The organism is Nonomuraea sp. NPDC049421, assembly GCF_040677005.1.
Lineage (GTDB): Bacteria > Actinomycetota > Actinomycetes > Streptosporangiales > Streptosporangiaceae > Nonomuraea > Nonomuraea salmonea.
In genome coordinates this window covers 1-15,456 of the sequence record NZ_JBFAQA010000040.1, presented here as the reverse complement: position 1 = coordinate 15,456, position 15,456 = coordinate 1, and the positions used below count along the sequence as shown (strand labels likewise).

General features: G+C 71.4%; 12 protein-coding genes. 8 read left to right on the top strand and 4 right to left on the bottom strand.

The genetic code is table 11. The features are described 5' to 3' along the window. The first annotated feature begins 120 nt into the window (after window positions 1–120). The 3 genes from AB0K18_RS44290 (at window position 121) to AB0K18_RS44280 (ending at window position 5,048) form a co-directional block, all read left to right on the top strand. On the top strand, window positions 121–1,698 hold the full coding sequence (locus AB0K18_RS44290; protein WP_364927283.1) for a cellulose binding domain-containing protein: 1,578 nt from the start codon (window positions 121–123) through the stop codon (window positions 1,696–1,698). Next, window positions 1,695–3,137 (top strand): carbohydrate-binding protein, encoded by a 1,443-nt coding sequence (locus tag AB0K18_RS44285; protein WP_364927278.1) that lies wholly within the window; start codon window positions 1,695–1,697, stop codon window positions 3,135–3,137. Before AB0K18_RS44290 ends, AB0K18_RS44285 begins: the two co-directional genes overlap by 4 nt. A gap of 114 nt (window positions 3,138–3,251) precedes the next feature. Then, a complete protein-coding gene (locus AB0K18_RS44280; protein ID WP_364927275.1) occupies window positions 3,252–5,048 on the top strand; it encodes a glycoside hydrolase family 18 protein in 1,797 nt (598 codons plus the stop codon). On the opposite strand, the gene AB0K18_RS44275 is transcribed toward AB0K18_RS44280, so the two are convergent. After that, the gene (locus AB0K18_RS44275) at window positions 5,035–6,621 is read right to left on the bottom strand and encodes a molybdopterin-dependent oxidoreductase (protein ID WP_364927272.1); all 1,587 of its coding nucleotides are present in this window, start codon (window positions 6,619–6,621) and stop codon (window positions 5,035–5,037) included. The two genes, AB0K18_RS44280 and AB0K18_RS44275, sit on opposite strands and share 14 nt — an antisense overlap. 127 nt (window positions 6,622–6,748) lie before the next feature. On the opposite strand from AB0K18_RS44275, the gene AB0K18_RS44270 reads away from it, so the two are divergent. After that, the gene (locus AB0K18_RS44270; RefSeq protein WP_364927269.1) at window positions 6,749–8,137 is read left to right on the top strand and encodes a hypothetical protein; all 1,389 of its coding nucleotides are present in this window, start codon (window positions 6,749–6,751) and stop codon (window positions 8,135–8,137) included. On the opposite strand, the gene erm is transcribed toward AB0K18_RS44270, so the two are convergent. Then, complete coding sequence (erm, locus tag AB0K18_RS44265) at window positions 8,126–8,950, bottom strand: ErmE/ErmH/ErmO/ErmR family 23S rRNA (adenine(2058)-N(6))-methyltransferase (RefSeq protein ID WP_364927266.1); 825 nt, start codon at window positions 8,948–8,950, stop codon at window positions 8,126–8,128. The two genes, AB0K18_RS44270 and erm, sit on opposite strands and share 12 nt — an antisense overlap. 249 nt (window positions 8,951–9,199) lie before the next feature. On the opposite strand from erm, the gene AB0K18_RS44260 reads away from it, so the two are divergent. Then, window positions 9,200–10,261, top strand: coding sequence for a MoxR family ATPase (locus AB0K18_RS44260; protein WP_364927263.1), 1,062 nt, complete (start codon window positions 9,200–9,202; stop codon window positions 10,259–10,261). Then, window positions 10,258–12,033 carry a hypothetical protein gene (locus AB0K18_RS44255; protein ID WP_364927260.1) on the top strand — a complete coding sequence of 592 codons (1,776 nt, stop codon included), beginning with the start codon at window positions 10,258–10,260 and terminating at the stop codon, window positions 12,031–12,033. Before AB0K18_RS44260 ends, AB0K18_RS44255 begins: the two co-directional genes overlap by 4 nt. 3 nt (window positions 12,034–12,036) lie before the next feature. On the opposite strand, the gene AB0K18_RS44250 is transcribed toward AB0K18_RS44255, so the two are convergent. Then, a complete protein-coding gene (locus AB0K18_RS44250) occupies window positions 12,037–12,204 on the bottom strand; it encodes a hypothetical protein (RefSeq protein ID WP_364927257.1) in 168 nt (55 codons plus the stop codon). Window positions 12,205–12,279: 75 nt separating this feature from the next. Here AB0K18_RS44250 and AB0K18_RS44245 point away from each other — a divergent pair, with 75 nt between their 5' ends. After that, window positions 12,280–13,356 (top strand): hypothetical protein, encoded by a 1,077-nt coding sequence (locus AB0K18_RS44245; protein WP_364927254.1) that lies wholly within the window; start codon window positions 12,280–12,282, stop codon window positions 13,354–13,356. Then, window positions 13,322–13,948, top strand: coding sequence for a helix-turn-helix domain-containing protein (locus AB0K18_RS44240; protein WP_364927252.1), 627 nt, complete (start codon window positions 13,322–13,324; stop codon window positions 13,946–13,948). The genes AB0K18_RS44245 and AB0K18_RS44240 overlap by 35 nt, the downstream gene beginning before the upstream one ends. Here the strand turns inward: AB0K18_RS44240 and AB0K18_RS44235 are convergent. After that, complete coding sequence (locus tag AB0K18_RS44235; RefSeq protein ID WP_364927249.1) at window positions 13,917–15,014, bottom strand: AI-2E family transporter; 1,098 nt, start codon at window positions 15,012–15,014, stop codon at window positions 13,917–13,919. The two genes, AB0K18_RS44240 and AB0K18_RS44235, sit on opposite strands and share 32 nt — an antisense overlap. Between the last annotated feature and the right edge of the window lie 442 nt (window positions 15,015–15,456).

The following is a 15,456-nucleotide window of genomic DNA, read 5'->3' as shown; positions in this document are numbered from 1 at the left end:
AAGGTTACTCGCGCAGACACCCCCCAGGCCCGTGTTCACCTCCGCGGGCCGTGCCGTACGGCTTGCGTTCTCACCCCCCTGCGCAAGCCGTACGGCACGCAAAACCAGAAGGAAAGACCCGTGAGATTACGCGCGATCCTCCTGACGCTGGCCACCGCCGCACTCGGCCTCTCCGTGCTCCCCGCCGCGCCCGCGCACGCCGCGGGCCCCACCGCGACGTTCGTCGAGGTGTCGGACTGGGGCTCTGGCTTCGAGGGCAAGGTGACCGTCACCAACGACAGCACCACCGCCATGCCGAGCTGGAACGTGCAGTTCGACCTGCCGTCCGGCTTCAGCATCCCGTCCGCCTGGGACGCCGTCATGGCCAGGAGCGGGCAGCACTACACCTTCACCCCGCCGAGCTGGGCGGGCCCGCTCGCCCCCGGGGCCAGCGCGAGCTTCGGCTTCAACGGCAACCCCGGCAACTTCCCCGGCATCACCGGCTGCACGCTCAACGGCTCCTCCTGCGGCGGCGGCACCACCAACCCCGGCGTCCCCGGCGCCCCGGGAACGGTCAACGCCACCGCCACGGCGAGCGCCATCACCCTGACCTGGGGCGCGTCCAGCGGCACGGTCACCGGCTACCGCGTCTACGAGGGCAGCACGGTCAAGGCCACGGTCACCGGCACCACGGCCACCGTCGGCGGGCTCGGCACCTGCCAGACGCACACCTACACCGTCAAGGCGTACAACGCGCAGGGCGAGTCGCAGGGACGTGACGTCACCGCCACCACCAGCGGCTGCACCGGCGGCGGAGGCACGCTGCCCAAGCACTTCCTCACCGGCTACTGGCACAACTTCGTCAACCCCGCCGTCGAGCTCAAGCTCGGAGCCGTCCCCAGCGAGTACGACCTGATCGCCGTCGCGTTCGGCGAGGCCACCGCCACCCCGGGCCAGGTCACCTTCGCCGTGGACGGCGGCCTGGCCGCCGCGGTCGGCGGCTACACCGACGCCCAGTTCAAGGCCGACGTGCAGGCCCTGCACCAGCGCGGCAAGAAGGTCATCCTGTCGGTCGGCGGCGAGGCAGGCCGGGTGCAGGTGGCCGACTCGGCGGCCGCGACCCGCTTCGCCGACTCCGTCTACGCGATCATGCAGAGCTACGGCTTCGACGGCGTGGACATCGACCTGGAGAACGGGCTCAACGCCACCTACATGGCCCAGGCGCTCAGGTCGCTGCGCGCCAAGGCCGGCTCCGACCTCATCATCACGATGGCCCCGCAGACCATCGACATGCAGACGACCGGGATGGAGTACTTCAAGCTCGCCCTGTCGATCAAGGACATCCTCACGGTCGTCCACACCCAGTTCTACAACTCGGGCTCCATGCTCGGCTGCGACCAGGCGCAGGCGTACGCGCAGGGCTCGGTCAACTTCATGACCGCCCTGGCCTGCATCCAGCTCGAGAACGGCCTGCGCCCCGACCAGGTGGCGCTGGGCCTGCCGGCCGGGCCCGGCGCGGCGGGCGGCGGCGTCGTCGCGCCCGCCCTCGTCAACCAGGCGCTCGACTGTCTGGCCAAGCGCAGCAACTGCGGATCCTTCGTGCCGCCGCGCGCCTACCCCGACATCCGCGGCGCGATGACCTGGTCCATCAACTGGGACGCGAGCAACAACTGGCAGTTCTCCAAGACCGTCAAGCCCCACCTCCAGGGAATGCCATGACCTTTCGCAGCAGACTCACCGCCCTGGCGAGCGGCCTCGCCCTCGTGCTGACCGGCGCCGGACTCGCCACCCCCGCACAGGCCACCGTCGAGCAGATCAGGGTGCTCGCCGCCGCCTGGGCGCCGTGGACCTCGTACGCGACCGGCGCCGTCGTCACGTACCAGGGCGTCGACTACGTGTGCCTGCAGGCCCACACCTCGCAGCCCGGCTGGGAGCCGCCGAACGTGCCCGCGCTGTGGAAGCGCGGCTCGGGCGGCGGCGGCAGCGACACCTCGGCCCCGTCGGCGCCCGGCAACCTCCGCTCGACCGGCGTCACCTCCAGCAGCGTCTCCCTGGCATGGAACGCCTCCTCCGACAACGTCGGCGTCACCGGTTACAACGTCTACCGGGGCGGCACCCTCGTCACGACGGTGTCCGGCACGTCGTACACCGACACCGGCCGCGCCGCGAACACCGGATACACCTACACCGTCCGCGCCCGCGACGCCGCCGGCAACCTGTCCGGGGCCAGCAACTCCGTGACGGCCACCACCTCCGGCGGCGGCTCCGGCCCTGGGCCCAACCCGGCGAAGATGGCCGGCGCCCCCTACCTCTACATGGGCTGGGGCAACCCGCCGAACCCCGGCACGGTGATGGACGCGACCGGCGTGAAGTCGTTCACGATGGCGTTCATCCTGTCGAGCGGCGGCTGCACCCCGGCCTGGGACGGCAACAGGCCGCTCACCGGCGGCGCCGACCAGCAGGCGATCAACACGATCAAGTCGAAGGGCGGCGACGTCCAGATCTCCTTCGGCGGCTGGCAGGGCAACAAGCTCGGCCCCAACTGCTCCTCGCCGCAGGCGTACGCCAACGCGGTGCAGCAGGTCATCAACGCCGTCGGCCCGGCCGTCGTGGACTTCGACATCGAGAACACCGACGAGTTCGCCGACTACACCGTCCAGGACCGCATCCTGAACGCCCTCAAGATCGTCAAGCAGAACAACCCGAACATCAAGATCGTCGTCACGTTCGGCACCGAGCGGACCGGCCCGAACAACCACGGCGTCCGGCTCATCAACCAGGCCAAGGCACTCGGCGTGCCGATCGACAACTTCACGATCATGCCGTTCGACTTCGGCAGCTCCAACATCTACCAGGACACCGTCAACGCCTCCGAGGGCCTGAAGAACGCACTCAAGAACGCCTACGGCTGGACCGACGCGCAGGCGTACGCCCACATGGGCATCTCCGGCATGAACGGCCTGTCCGACCAGCAGGAGATGACCACCACCGGCACCTGGACCCAGATCCGTGACTGGGCCAGGTCGAAGGGCCTGACCAGGCTCGCCTACTGGGCGGTCAACCGCGACCGGGGCTGCCCCGGCGGCGGCGTGGTCGCGCACTGCAGCGGCATCGCGCAGGCCGACTGGGACTTCACCAGGATCACCGCCGGCTTCTGACCCACCGGCCCGCCCCTCCAAGAAGGGGCGGGCCGCCTCCCGGATCCCGCCCCTCCGAGTCACCGACCGGCCCGTCCTCGCTCCGCCTCGGGGGCGGGCCGCAGTGAGGACAGCATGAGATTCCGAGCACCGGCGGTCCTGCTGGCCGCCGCACTCGTCGCACTCCCCGCCACCCCCGCACACGCCGCGAACATCGCCCGCAACCCGGGCTTCGAGTCCGGCCTGACCGGCTGGACCTGCTCGGGCGCCGAGACCGTGACCGTACCCGTGCACGGCGGCGCCCGCGCGCTGCGCGCCACCCCGCAGGGCAACGACCTGGCCCGCTGCGAGCAGGCCGTCACCGTCCTGCCGAACACCGCCTACCAGCTGTCGGCCTGGGTGCAGGGCGCGTACGTCTTCCTCGGCGCGACCGGCTCCGGCGTCAGCGCCAGCACGTGGGCCTCGCCCGGCGCGGCCTGGTCCCAGCTCAGGACCTCCTTCACCACCGGCCCCGCCACCACGTCGGTGACCGTGTACGTCAACGGCTGGTACGGTCAGGGCCCCTACCTCGCCGACGACCTGCAACTGGACGGCCCAGGAGGCGGCGGCCCCGAGGACACCCAGGCCCCTGCCGTCCCAGGGAACGTCACCGTCGGCCGCGCGACAGCGAGCAGCCTCGACGTGACCTGGTCGCCCTCATCGGACGACGTCGGCGTGACGAAATACGAGGTCTCCAGGAACGGCGCCGCCCCCACCGCCGTCACCGGCACCGCGTACACCGCGACCGGCCTGACCCCGCGGACGTCGTACGCCTTCCGGGTCAGGGCCTGCGACGCGGCGGGCAACTGCTCGCCGTACTCGACGCAGGTCACCGGCACCACGACGGAGAGCGGCGGCGACACCGGCCTGCCCGAGCGCGTCATGGCCGGCTACCTGCACGCGTCGTTCGCCAACGGCTCCGGCTACATCCGCATGAGCGACGTACCGGACGAGTGGGATGTCATCCACCTCGCCTTCGGCGAGCCCACCTCCGTCACCTCCGGCGACATCCGCTTCACCCGCTGCCCCGCCGCCGAATGCCCAGGCGTCGAGTCCGAGTCCGACTTCATCGCCGCCATCAGGGCCAAGCAGGCGCAGGGCAAGAAGGTGCTGATCTCGATCGGCGGCCAGAACGGCCAGGTGCAGCTCACCACGGCGGCGGCCCGCGACGCGTTCGTCAGCTCCGTCTCGGCCATCATCGACCGCTACGGCCTCGACGGCCTGGACGTCGACTTCGAGGGCCACTCCCTCTACCTCGACCCCGGCGACACCGACCTCGCCCGCCCGACCACCCCGGTCGTCGTCAACCTCATCGCGGCGCTCAAGGCGCTCAAGAGCCGCTACGGTGACGACTTCACGCTCACCATGGCCCCCGAGACGTTCTTCGTCCAGCTCGGCCACCAGTTCTACGGGCCGGGCCAGAACGGCGCCGACCCCAGGAGCGCGTCCTATTTGCCGGTCATCCACGCCCTGCGCGACGACCTGACCCTGCTCCACGTGCAGGACTACAACTCGGGCCCGATCATGGGGCTCGACGGCCAGTACCACACGATGGGCGGGCACGACTTCCACGTCGCCATGACCGACATGCTGCTCGCCGGCTTCCCGATCGCGGGGAACCCGGCCAACGTGTTCCCGCCGCTGCGCCAGGACCAGGTGGCGATCGGGCTGCCCGCCTCGCCCAACGCCGGCAACGGGTTCACCACCGTGGCCGAGGTGCACAAGGCGTTCGACTGCCTGGCCAAGGGCACCGGCTGCGGGTCGTACCGGCCGCGCGGCGTCTACCCCGGCCTGCGCGGGCTGATGGCCTGGTCGATCAACTGGGACGTCTTCAACGGCAAGGAGTTCACCCGGAACCACCGGGACTACCTCGACGGGCTCACCGCACCCTGACGAGCTGGGTGGGCTTGATCGGGATGCCGAGACCGGGCGGTCGGTAGGTGGGCAGCGCCTCGCCGTACTCGTGCATCCAGGCGTGGTCCACCATCACCCGCATCCGCCCGAACCCGGGCCGCGCGCCCGGCTCGGGGAGCCGCCGGGGTGACGTGTCGCCGGCCAGCCTGGTCACGGCCCCGGCCAGCAGCTCAGGGTCGGGCGGCGTCAGGTCGCAGTGCTCGTCGGGGCCGATCAGCAGGTCCACGTCGGGCGGCAGCGGATAGATCGGCCGGGGGAGCGCGAGCACGCGCGGCGGCGGCGCCATCGGCCACCCCCCGGCCACCGCCTCCAGCAGGACCGCCCGCGACGTCCTGCGCGCGAACAACCCCTCCGCCAGCGCCCAGCTCAGCGCCCCCACGTCGGCGCGGTCCTCGCCGCACGCGTGCAGGCACAGGTACGGCACCAGCGGGATCCCCGCGCCGCCCGCCTGCGCCCACCCGCCGCCGCACCCGGTCAGCACCAGCAGCGCCAGCATCGCCCGGTACGCCGTGTCCGCGTGCGGCGTCTCCAGCCGCCCCGGCACGATCACGCACCGGCCGCCCGTCTTCTCCGCCGTCACCCCCAGCTCCCGCGCCGTCTTCACCGCCCGCGACGCCGCCACCCCCGTGTACGCCTCCTGCCACCCCGGCGTGTACGGCTCGGCCCGGTCCTCGTATCCGCCCGGCCACACCCCCGGCAGCCCGGGGCGCGGCACCCCGTACACGGCGAGCAGCAGGTCGAACACCGTCGTCACCGGCTCACCGCCGTCCAGCACCACCGGCACGCCCCGCCGCAGCACCCCCGTGCCGTCGTCGAAGCGCGGCAGCAGCACCTCCGCCGCCTCACCGCCGTACACGCTCAGCCGGTCGCAAATCTCACCCGTCAGCCCGCCCGGCACGTACGCGCCCTCCCGCCGCCGCAACCACACCAGGGACGGCAGGTCCGTACGCTCCATCGCGTGCCCGGCGAACGGCGTGCGATCCAGGAAGAACTCCTTGAGCAGCACGTGCCCCATGGCCATCGCCAGCGCGCCGTCCGTGCCCGGCCGCACCACCAGCGTCTCGTCCGACAGCCGGGTCGGGTGCGTGCCGATCGCCACCACCTTCTGGCCCTTGTACCGCCCGGCGATCACCCAGGGCGTGTCCGCCGTGCGTACCAGCCGGTTGTTCTCGCCCCAGAGCAGCACGTACGCCTGCCGCGCCCAGTCGTCGGCCCCAGGACCGGAGAACCGGGGGCCGAGCACCTGCTCGGGCGCGCACGGATGCTCGGTCAGTACCGCCCCGCCCAGCCCGCCCACCAGCCGCGACAGCGGCGAGGTCGCCAGCGCCGCCACCCGCTCCGCGCCGTGCCGCGCCGCGGTGTCCACGATCGCGGCGCCGGCCAGCTCCGCCGCCGTCGCGTCGTCGAGCGGCACCCGCCGCTCACCTCGCATGCGGTGGTAGAGCTGTGAGTTTCCTGTGAGTTTCGCCCAGGCCGCGACCGGGTCGCGCTCCTCGTCCCGTACCTCGAAATACAGCCTGACCAGTGCCTGGTTGACCTGCGATCCCCCCATGGAAAAAGTTCAACACAGACCGTGATGTCGTATCGGGATACGTGTCGGCATGTCGGGGATAAGAATTGGCAGCACTCGACCCGGCCGAGTGGCAGCGGGTCCCGGCTTACGGCAGGCTAGACGCGCCATGGATTACGCAGCTCTCACGGGGATCGTCCTCGTCGCCGGTGTCGTGCTCGCCATCGTCGCGCAACGTCGTGACTGGCGCCCCCCTCTCTGGGTCGCCCTCACGGTCGGCATCGCCGTGCGCGTGCTCATCATGTACGTCGCGGCCATCGGCACCTGGCAGCCCGTCGACTTCGTCAACAGCTTCAAGCCCGCGGGCGAGGCCGTGCTGCGCGGCGAGGACCCGGTTCTGGCCAGCAACGGCGGCTGGCACTTCCTGCCGACCATCCCCTACGTCTACGGCATCCTGCTGTGGCTCGGCATCCCCTGGGAATACGCCGGCCGGCTGGTCACCGTGGTCGCCGACATCGTGCTCATCCCGCTGGTCGGCAAGCTCGCCGGCGGCCCGAGGGCGTCGCTGCGCGCCTTCCAGTACGCGCTCAACCCGCTCGCCCTGCTCGTCGCCTCCGTGCACGGCCAGGTCGAGCCGGTCGCGCTGGTGTTCGGCGTGGCCGCGTTCGTGGTGGCCCGCGGCCCGGGCGACCCCCACAGGCCCGGCATGGTCACCGACGTCGCCGCCAGGGTGCGCCAGGGCATCGCGGCCTACGGCGTACGCGGCTCCATCCCGCGCGTGATCGGCCGCCGCGGCATGCTGCACCGCGCGCTGCTCCCCGGCCCCGACGACCGCGCCCACCTGCGCCGCGGCGCGCTGGCCGGGCTGCTCATGGGCCTCGCGCTGTGCGCCAAGAGCTGGCCGATCTGGCTGATCCCCGGCATGCTGCTGCTCCTGCCCAACCTGCGCGCCCGCGTGATGGGGCTGTTCACCACCGGGCTCGTGCCGGTCTTCTTCCTGGTGACGCTGCCGATCTTCGCCGGCACGTCGCTCAACCAGATCCCGGCCGTCATCGACACCATCCGCGACATCCGGCCCATCGTCGGCGAGTGGGGCTGGACCCCGTGGTTCACCGGCGGCAGCTGGGACCTGCGGCCCGAGCTGGCCTCGTTCGGCACCAACCTCATCTACGTCAGCGTGATCGCCGTCATCCTGTGGTGGCGGCGGGCCGACCCGATCGACATGACGACGGCCATCCTGATCGTCTTCATGATCATGACGCCCCGGCTCGGCGCCCAATACCTGCTGTGGTTCATGCCGTTCCTGGTCGCCCGGCCCACCAGGTTCGCCTGGGCGGCCATTCTCACCACGTCGTTCTGGTCGGCCTACGGCTACCTGGTCATGACCCAGTTCGACCCGCAGGGGTGGTGGCTGCAGCACACCTACTGGTCGCGGGCCTCCATCCTGATCCTGCCGATCCTCGCGCTGGCCCTGCCCTGGAACCGCCGCGTCGCGGAGGCCCCAGGGCTCGCCTCCTCCGGGTCGCCCAAGTCGTCGCGGATCACGTCACCGGCATAGGCGCTCCCACAACGTGATCCACTGGCCGGGACGCACGTGGCCCACGACGGTGTCGCGGGCCACGCCGGCCGCCGCCAGCGCGGCGTCCACCCCGGCGTAGCGCGTCTTCAGCGAGGCGCGCACCGAGCCGCCCACCCCGCCGAAGCCCAGCTCGACCAGCTCCTCGTACGAGCGGCGGCCGGACACCAGCGGCTCCGGTCTGCGTTCGATGCGCAGGATCGCCGAGTCGACCGACGGCACCGGGCGGAAGCTCTCCCTGCCGACCGTGTCACCCAGCCGCCAGTCGAACCACGGCCATGACAGCACCGTGACCAGGCTCCACCGGCCGTAGTCGCCGGAGCGCTTGCGGGCGTACTCCCGCTGGGTGAGCAGCGTCGCCGAGGTCATGTCGGGCGCCCGCAGGCACCAGTCCACGATCCGCGAGGTCGCCGCGTACGGGATGTTCCCCACGACCGCGAACGGCTCGCGCGGCGCCCGCGCCCGAGCGAAGTCGCCCCTGACCACCTGGATGCGCGGATCGCTGCGCGTCCGCGCGGCCAGCAGCCCGGCCAGCCGCGGGTCCAGCTCGTAGCCGATCACCCGCGCGCCCGCCTCCGCCAGCGCGAACGTCAGCGCCCCCGTGCCAGGACCCGGCTCCAGCACCAGGCCATCCGGGGCGGCGGCCTTGACCATCAGGTGCACGGCATGCCGGTCGACCAGGAAGTTCTGCGACAGCGTGCGCCGCGCCCGATCCGCGGGCGTGCGACCGCCACCGGCGTTCCTGATCTTCTTCTGAGTGTGTGAATGGTTTCCGTGCGCGAAGTTCTGCGCCACAGTACTGCCCTTCCTGGGCCTCGAGACGAACAGGTCTCTCGAAGGGCCCCGGGCGCGCCTGCGGACGCGTCAGCCTCAGGTCAGCTCATCGCATCCGCTAGCGGGCCAGAGCCCGGCCGCGGCGGATGCGGATGAAGCACGGACAGCAGAACATGCTCGACATGCCCGTCACTGTAGGTCGCGGCCGATCGGGCGGGCAAAGCATTAAATGCCTCGCGCGCCGCGCGCGTCGTTGGGCAGTCTGGAGTGATGCAGGCGACGATCACGGTCACTCCGGCACAGCTCCCCGAGCTGCTGCTGCACGTCGCCGTGGTCCGGCCCGTCTTCCTGTGGGGCGCCCCCGGCATCGGCAAGAGCTCCCTCGTCCGCGCGTTCGCCGACTCGCTCGGCCTCGACTGCGTCACGCTGCTCGGCACCCAGCTCGCCCCTGAGGACCTCATCGGCGTGCCCGAGCTGGTCGGCGGGCGCAGCAGGTTCGCGCCGCCCGAGTCGATCGCGCGGGCCGAGCCCTACTGCCTGTTCCTCGACGAGCTCAACGCCTCGGCCCCCGAGGTGCAGAAGGCGTTCTACTCGCTGATCCTCGACCGCCGCATCGGCGCCTACGAGCTGCCCGAGGGCTCGGTCGTCATCGGCGCAGGCAACCGCGCCACCGACAACGCCCTGGCCAGGCCCATGGCCTCCGCACTGATCAACCGGCTGGTCCACGTCCACCTGCGGGCCTCGTCCGACGACTGGCTGAAGTGGGCCGCCGCCAACGGCATCCACCCGTGGATCATCGACTACCTCGTGCAGCGGCCCGACCACCTGTGGAGCCCGCCGCCCAAGACCGAGGAGCCGTTCTCCTCTCCGCGCGCCTGGCACATGCTCTCCGACGTGCTCGTCTCCTACGGCGACGACATCTCCGACGACACCCTCGCCACGCTCGCCTTCGGCACGCTCACCAGCGCCCACGCCTCCGCCTTCCGCGCCTACGTCAAGACCGTGCGGCACGCGTACCATCTGGAGGCCGTCCTCAAGGGCGACGCGCCATGGCCGCGCCGGCCCGAGGAGCGTGACCTGCTCTACTTCCTGGCCGAGACGTTCCGCGCCCGCCTCGTCAAGGAGCTGCCCGCCGACAAGCGCGGCGCCTCGGGCCGGGGCCGCGACCTCGCCTTCCGCGCCAAGACGCTGCTGGTCGAGCTGGCCGAGATCTCGCTGGAGTGCGCCCAGCTCGTCATCGCCAACGACGCCGACGGCGCGCCCGCGCTGCCCACCTGGTTCCTCGTCGAGGTCGGCAGAGACGTGCCCCGCCTGATGGCCGCCCGCTCATGAGCCGCCGCAAGGCCAAGACCGACCCCTGGCGGGCCGAGGTGCTCAAGGGCTGGCACACCGTCAGCCGGCTGCCGCTGTTCCGCGTCTTCCACAGCACCCTGTACGAGGCCCCCGACGGCCGCCTCACCACCGACACGTGGGCGTACGTCACCGCCGGCGGCGACGTGCACTTCCACCCCAAGCGCCGCGCCCCCGCCGACGAGTGGGCGTGGGTGTTCGCCCACCTGCTGCTCCACCTCGGCTTCGGCCACGCCGACCCGCGCTCCTGCGCGCCGAAGGACGTCGACGACGACCTCCCCGACCCCGCCTACCACGCCGCCTGCTGCCTGGCCGTCGAACGCTTCCTGCGCACCCTCAAGATCGGCCGCTGCCCTGAGCCGCTGCCCGCCGAGCTGCCCCCGCACGACGAGGTGGCGCTGTCTGAGCTGTGGCGCCGCACCAGCGTGCCCGACGCCTACCGACCGCCGGGCGAGCCCGACTTCCGCATCGGCACCGCCGAGCTGGCCCGCGACCTCGACTTCCCCCGGTCGTTCGCCATCGGCATCGCCGACGCGGCCACGCACGCCCTGGACGTCGCCGGTGAGCCACGCACCTCCGTCGAAGGGCACGTCAAGGGGCCGTGGGACACCGCGCTGCGCTGGTTCGTGTCGTCGTACCCGCTGCTCGGGGCGCTGGCCGCGGGCATGAAGATCGTCACGGACGCCGAGCTGGCCCGGGAGCGGGACATCTCGATCGCCGCCGTCAGCGCCGAGGCGGGCGAGATCTACATCAACCCGCTCAGCAGGCAGACCGAGCTGGGCTGGCGGTTCGTGCTGGCCCACGAGATGCTGCACGCCGCGCTGCGCCACGGCGAGCGCGCCGGTCTGCGCGAGCCGTACCTGTGGAACGTCGCCTGCGACTACGTCATCAACGGCTGGCTGGTCGAGATGGGCGTCGGCGAGATGCCGGAAGGGCTGCTGTTCGACCAGTCGCTCACCGGAATGTCGGCCGAGGCCGTCTACGACCGCATCGCCACCGACCTGCGCCGCCTGCGCAAGCTCGGCACGCTGCGCGGGCGCGGGCTCGGCGACGTGCTCGACCGCCCGCCCCGCCGCGCCGGCGGCTACGTCGACCTCGACGACTACTACCGCAACGCCCTCACCACCGGCCTGGCCTACCACCAGTCCAGCGGCCGCGGCCTGCTGCCGGCCGGGCTCGAACAGGAGATCCGCGCGCTCGACCAGCCGCCCCTGCCATGGGACGCCCGGCTGGCCCGCTGGTTCGACGAGCACTTCCGGCCCGAGGAGCAGCGCCGCACCTACGCCCGCGCCTCCCGCCGGCAGGCCGCCACCCCCCACATCCCGCGCCCCGGCCGGATCAGGCCCGAGGAGACCGTGCGCAGGGCCACGTTCGGGGTGGTGCTCGACACCTCCGGCTCCATGGACGTCAAGCTTCTCGGCAAGGCGCTCGGCGCCATCGCCTCCTACGCCGCCGCCCGCGACGTGCCGCGCGCCCGAGTGGTGTTCTGCGACGCCACCGCCTACGACGCCGGCTACCTTCCCGTCGAGGAGATCGCCTCCAAGGTCAGGGTGCGCGGGCGGGGCGGCACGATCCTCCAGCCCGGCGTCCGGCTGCTCGAACGCGCCGGCGACTTCCCGCCCGACGGGCCCATCCTGCTGATCACCGACGGGGAGTGCGACGTGCTGCGGATCCGGCGCGAGCACGCCTTCCTGATCCCGCAGGGGGCCTCGCTGCCCTTCCGGCCGCGCGGGCCCGTCTTCCACCTCAAGTGACGATCAGGCGCACCAGGTGGCCGTGTGCGGCAGCAGGTGCACCTCAGGGTTCTCCGTCACCCACCCGTCGGACGCCATCGCCTCCCCGAGCCGGTGCACGGCGGGCAGCATCGCCGTCGCGTCGCACACCCCGGTGAAGCGGTCGTCGATGTCCCAGCGCCGTCTGTCCACGTGTCCGATTGTTACAAGCCCGCGGTCTCCCGGTCTCGTTAGCGTCGGAAGCCCACGTTGAGAAGGAGCTCCGCCATGGACGTCCTCGACCGCGCCGAGCGCTACCTGCTGCACCACGGCCGCCTCATCGACCGGCTGCGCTTCCAGGCGCTGTTCAGGGGCGGCCCGCGCGAGCCCGTGCTGCACGCGCTGCGCGCCTACCAGAACCCCGACGGCGGCTTCGGCCACGCGCTCGAACCCGACCTGCGCGGCGCCGGCAGCCAGCCCGAGCCCGTAGAGGTGGCGCTGTGGATCCTCGACGAGCTGGACGCCTTCGACTCACCGATGGTGGCCGCCGCCTGCGACTACCTCGCCTCCGTGACCACGATCGACGGCGGGGTGCCGTGGGTGCTGCCGTCCGTGCGCGAGGCGCCGCGCGCCCCCTGGTGGCAGACGGACGACGACCCGCCCGGCGCGCTCGTCCCCACCGCGCCCATCGCGGGACTGCTGCACAAGCACGGGGTCGCGCATCCGTGGCTGGCCGGGGCCACCGCGTTCTGCTGGTCGCGGCTGGCCGGCCTCAAGGAGCCCGGCACGTACGAGGCGATGGCCGCGCTGATCTTCCTGACGTACGTGCCGGACAGGGAACGCGCGCTGGCCGAGTTCGACCGGCTGCGGGACGTCCTGCTCGGCACCGTCACCTACGACCTCGACGCGCCCGGCCACGTCCACCACCCGCTCGACTTCGCGCCCCGGCCGTCGCCGCTGCCGCTCTTCCCCCAGGACATCCTGGACACCCACCTCGACGCGCTGCTCGCCGCGCAGTCCCCGGACGGCGGCTGGGGCCCGAACTGGACGATGTGGACGCCATTGGTGGAGCACGAGTGGGGCGGCTACATCACCGTGCAGAGCCTGCAGACGCTGCACGCGTACGGAGGCTCGGCGATCTGTCGTAGGACGGGCGTACGTTGGAGCCATGTACGCCGAACGGCCCCCGGCCTCGGGCTTCACCGGCCGCATCGCCTGCGAATGGCTCCGCACCAGCGACACCTCCGCCTCGCCCACGCCGGCCTCGGGCGCGCGAGGCTCCGGCTCTGCCGTCACCCCCGAGCAGCGGGGCGGTGGGCGGGTGCTCGTGGTGCCCGACGCCTGTGTCGACCTGATCTGGGGTGACAAAGGGCCGTTCGTGGCGGGGCCTGACACGGGGCCCATGCCGACGTCCATCAGGGCGGGCGAGACCATGGTCGGAGTGCGGTTCAAGCCGGGGGCGGTCGGCGCGTTCTTCGGCGTCCCGCTCGCCGACCTCCTCGACCGCCGCGTCCCCCTGGCCGACCTGCCCGGCGGCCACGCGTTCCTCCGCGAGCTGATCGACGGCCCCGCGAGCACGGCGGGGGAGCGGCTGCACGCCGTGCGGGCGGCGGTGCGGCGCCGCCTGCTCGTCCCCCACCTCGGCTACGACGCCGACCAGGGCCTCGACCCCGTCGCCCCCGCCATCGCCACCGCCCTGAGCCAGGGCAGGACGGTCAGCGAGGTCGCCTGGTCACTCGGCTTCAGCGAACGCCAGCTGCAACGCCGCAGCGTCTCCGCCTTCGGCTATGCCCCCAAGACGTTGCAGCGCATCGTCCGCTTCCAGCACGCCCTGCGCCTGGCCCGCACCGGCCTCCCCCTGGCGCAGGTCGCCGCCACGGCGGGCTACACCGACCAGGCCCACATGGCCAACGACGTCCGCCGGCTCAGCGGCGGCCCGATGAGCCACCTCCTCTGACCCGCCGCACTCGCCTCTGCCCGGGCCGCCCCGCCGGCCGCTTACCGGACACCAGCGCCTGCGCCCATTTCGCACTCGGGTCGCTGTCGATCAGCAACGCCCGCGTCAGCAGGCTCAACGGAATCGCGAGAATCGCCCCGAGCGGCCCCAGCACGAAAGTCCACACGATCAGCGAGATGAACGTCATCGTCGTGGAAAGCCCCACGGCGTCGCCCAGGAATTTCGGCAGAATGAACGACTGCGTGACGACATTGATGACGCAATAGGCCGCGATGACCAGGAGCATCGTCCGCACCCCGCCGTCCAGCAGCGCGAGCATGGCGGGCGGCAGCAACCCGATCACGAAACCGATGTTCGGAATGTAATTGGCGATGAGCGCCAGCACACCCCAGAGCAACGGCAGCGGCACGTCCAACAACGACAGCGCGATCATGTCGAGAATCGCGTTGATCAATCCGAAGACCGTGGAGACGATCAAATACCGCCGTGTCTTGTGCGCGAACGTCGCCAGCGCCGTCACCACGTGCGGCCGATACCCCTCGCCGGCCGTGAGCACCTTGGAGGTGACGGGCGCGTCCAGCGACATCGCCAGCAACAGCACCACGATGAGGAAGAGCGCGGACAGCACCCCGATCAGGCTGCCGAGCAGGATCTGCGCCAGCCCCAGCACCCTGCCGGGGTCGAACGCCTGCAGCCCCCTGCTCAGCACGTCGTTGCTGAGCCCGTGCGCCGCGGCCCAGCGCTGCGCGTCGGCCACCAGCTCCTGGAACTGGTCGGTGTACGTGGGCAGCAGCGAGGCGAGCTGGGTGGCCGAGATGGTGATGATGCCGACCATGGCGAGCAGCACGAGGACGACGATGAGGAAGGGCAGCGCGACCTGGAGCCAGATGGGGGCGTGCCGGCGGGCCAGCCAGTTGCGTACCGGGGAGACCGCGATGACCAGCACGAGAGCCAGCACGACGGGCCCGGCGATGGAGGCGACCTCGCGGATACCGAAGAGCACGATCACCCCGGCGGCCAGGCCGACCAGGATGATCACCGCCCTCGGCACGGATTGATCACGCACGCCCCCGTACCTACCCCTGGGCCGCCTCCGGGAGAGGGACGAACCATCGATTTGACGGTTCCGGGAGGCGTACATAGAGTTCACCAGTCCCACGAGAACGGCGGTGATCGCCGGGCTCACTCGGGGGCCACCTCCAAGAGATCACCACTCCGGTGAGACGTGCGCGTCCACTCGGATCGGCTGGTAACTTAGAGGGGTTGTCTCCGAAAGGGGGCGCGGCTTAATTCTTGGAAAGTCGAGCCGGTCCGGTCAATTTGACAGGGACTTGAGCGGCTGAAAAGATTAAGACACAACAGAACGAACGGAGTGAACGCCTCCGAGCGGGGATCACAAGGGATTGTGGTTCCGGTGCGGATGTACGCGTCCGTTTCTTGAGAACTCAACAGTGTGTTAAAAGCCAGTGCATGATGCACAACCCCGTCATTTTTGACGGATTCCTTTG

Excerpts from the sequence above, each read along its gene's own strand:
- AB0K18_RS44285 (WP_364927278.1), top strand. The coding sequence starts at position 1,695 with ATGACCTTTCGCAGCAGACTCACCGCCCTGGCGAGCGGCCTCGCCCTC.
- AB0K18_RS44280 (WP_364927275.1), top strand. The coding sequence starts at position 3,252 with ATGAGATTCCGAGCACCGGCGGTCCTGCTGGCCGCCGCACTCGTCGCA.
- AB0K18_RS44275 (WP_364927272.1), bottom strand. The coding sequence starts at position 6,621 with ATGGGGGGATCGCAGGTCAACCAGGCACTGGTCAGGCTGTATTTCGAG.
- AB0K18_RS44270 (WP_364927269.1), top strand. The coding sequence starts at position 6,749 with ATGGATTACGCAGCTCTCACGGGGATCGTCCTCGTCGCCGGTGTCGTG.
- AB0K18_RS44260 (WP_364927263.1), top strand. The coding sequence starts at position 9,200 with ATGCAGGCGACGATCACGGTCACTCCGGCACAGCTCCCCGAGCTGCTG.
- AB0K18_RS44255 (WP_364927260.1), top strand. The coding sequence starts at position 10,258 with ATGAGCCGCCGCAAGGCCAAGACCGACCCCTGGCGGGCCGAGGTGCTC.
- AB0K18_RS44245 (WP_364927254.1), top strand. The coding sequence starts at position 12,280 with ATGGACGTCCTCGACCGCGCCGAGCGCTACCTGCTGCACCACGGCCGC.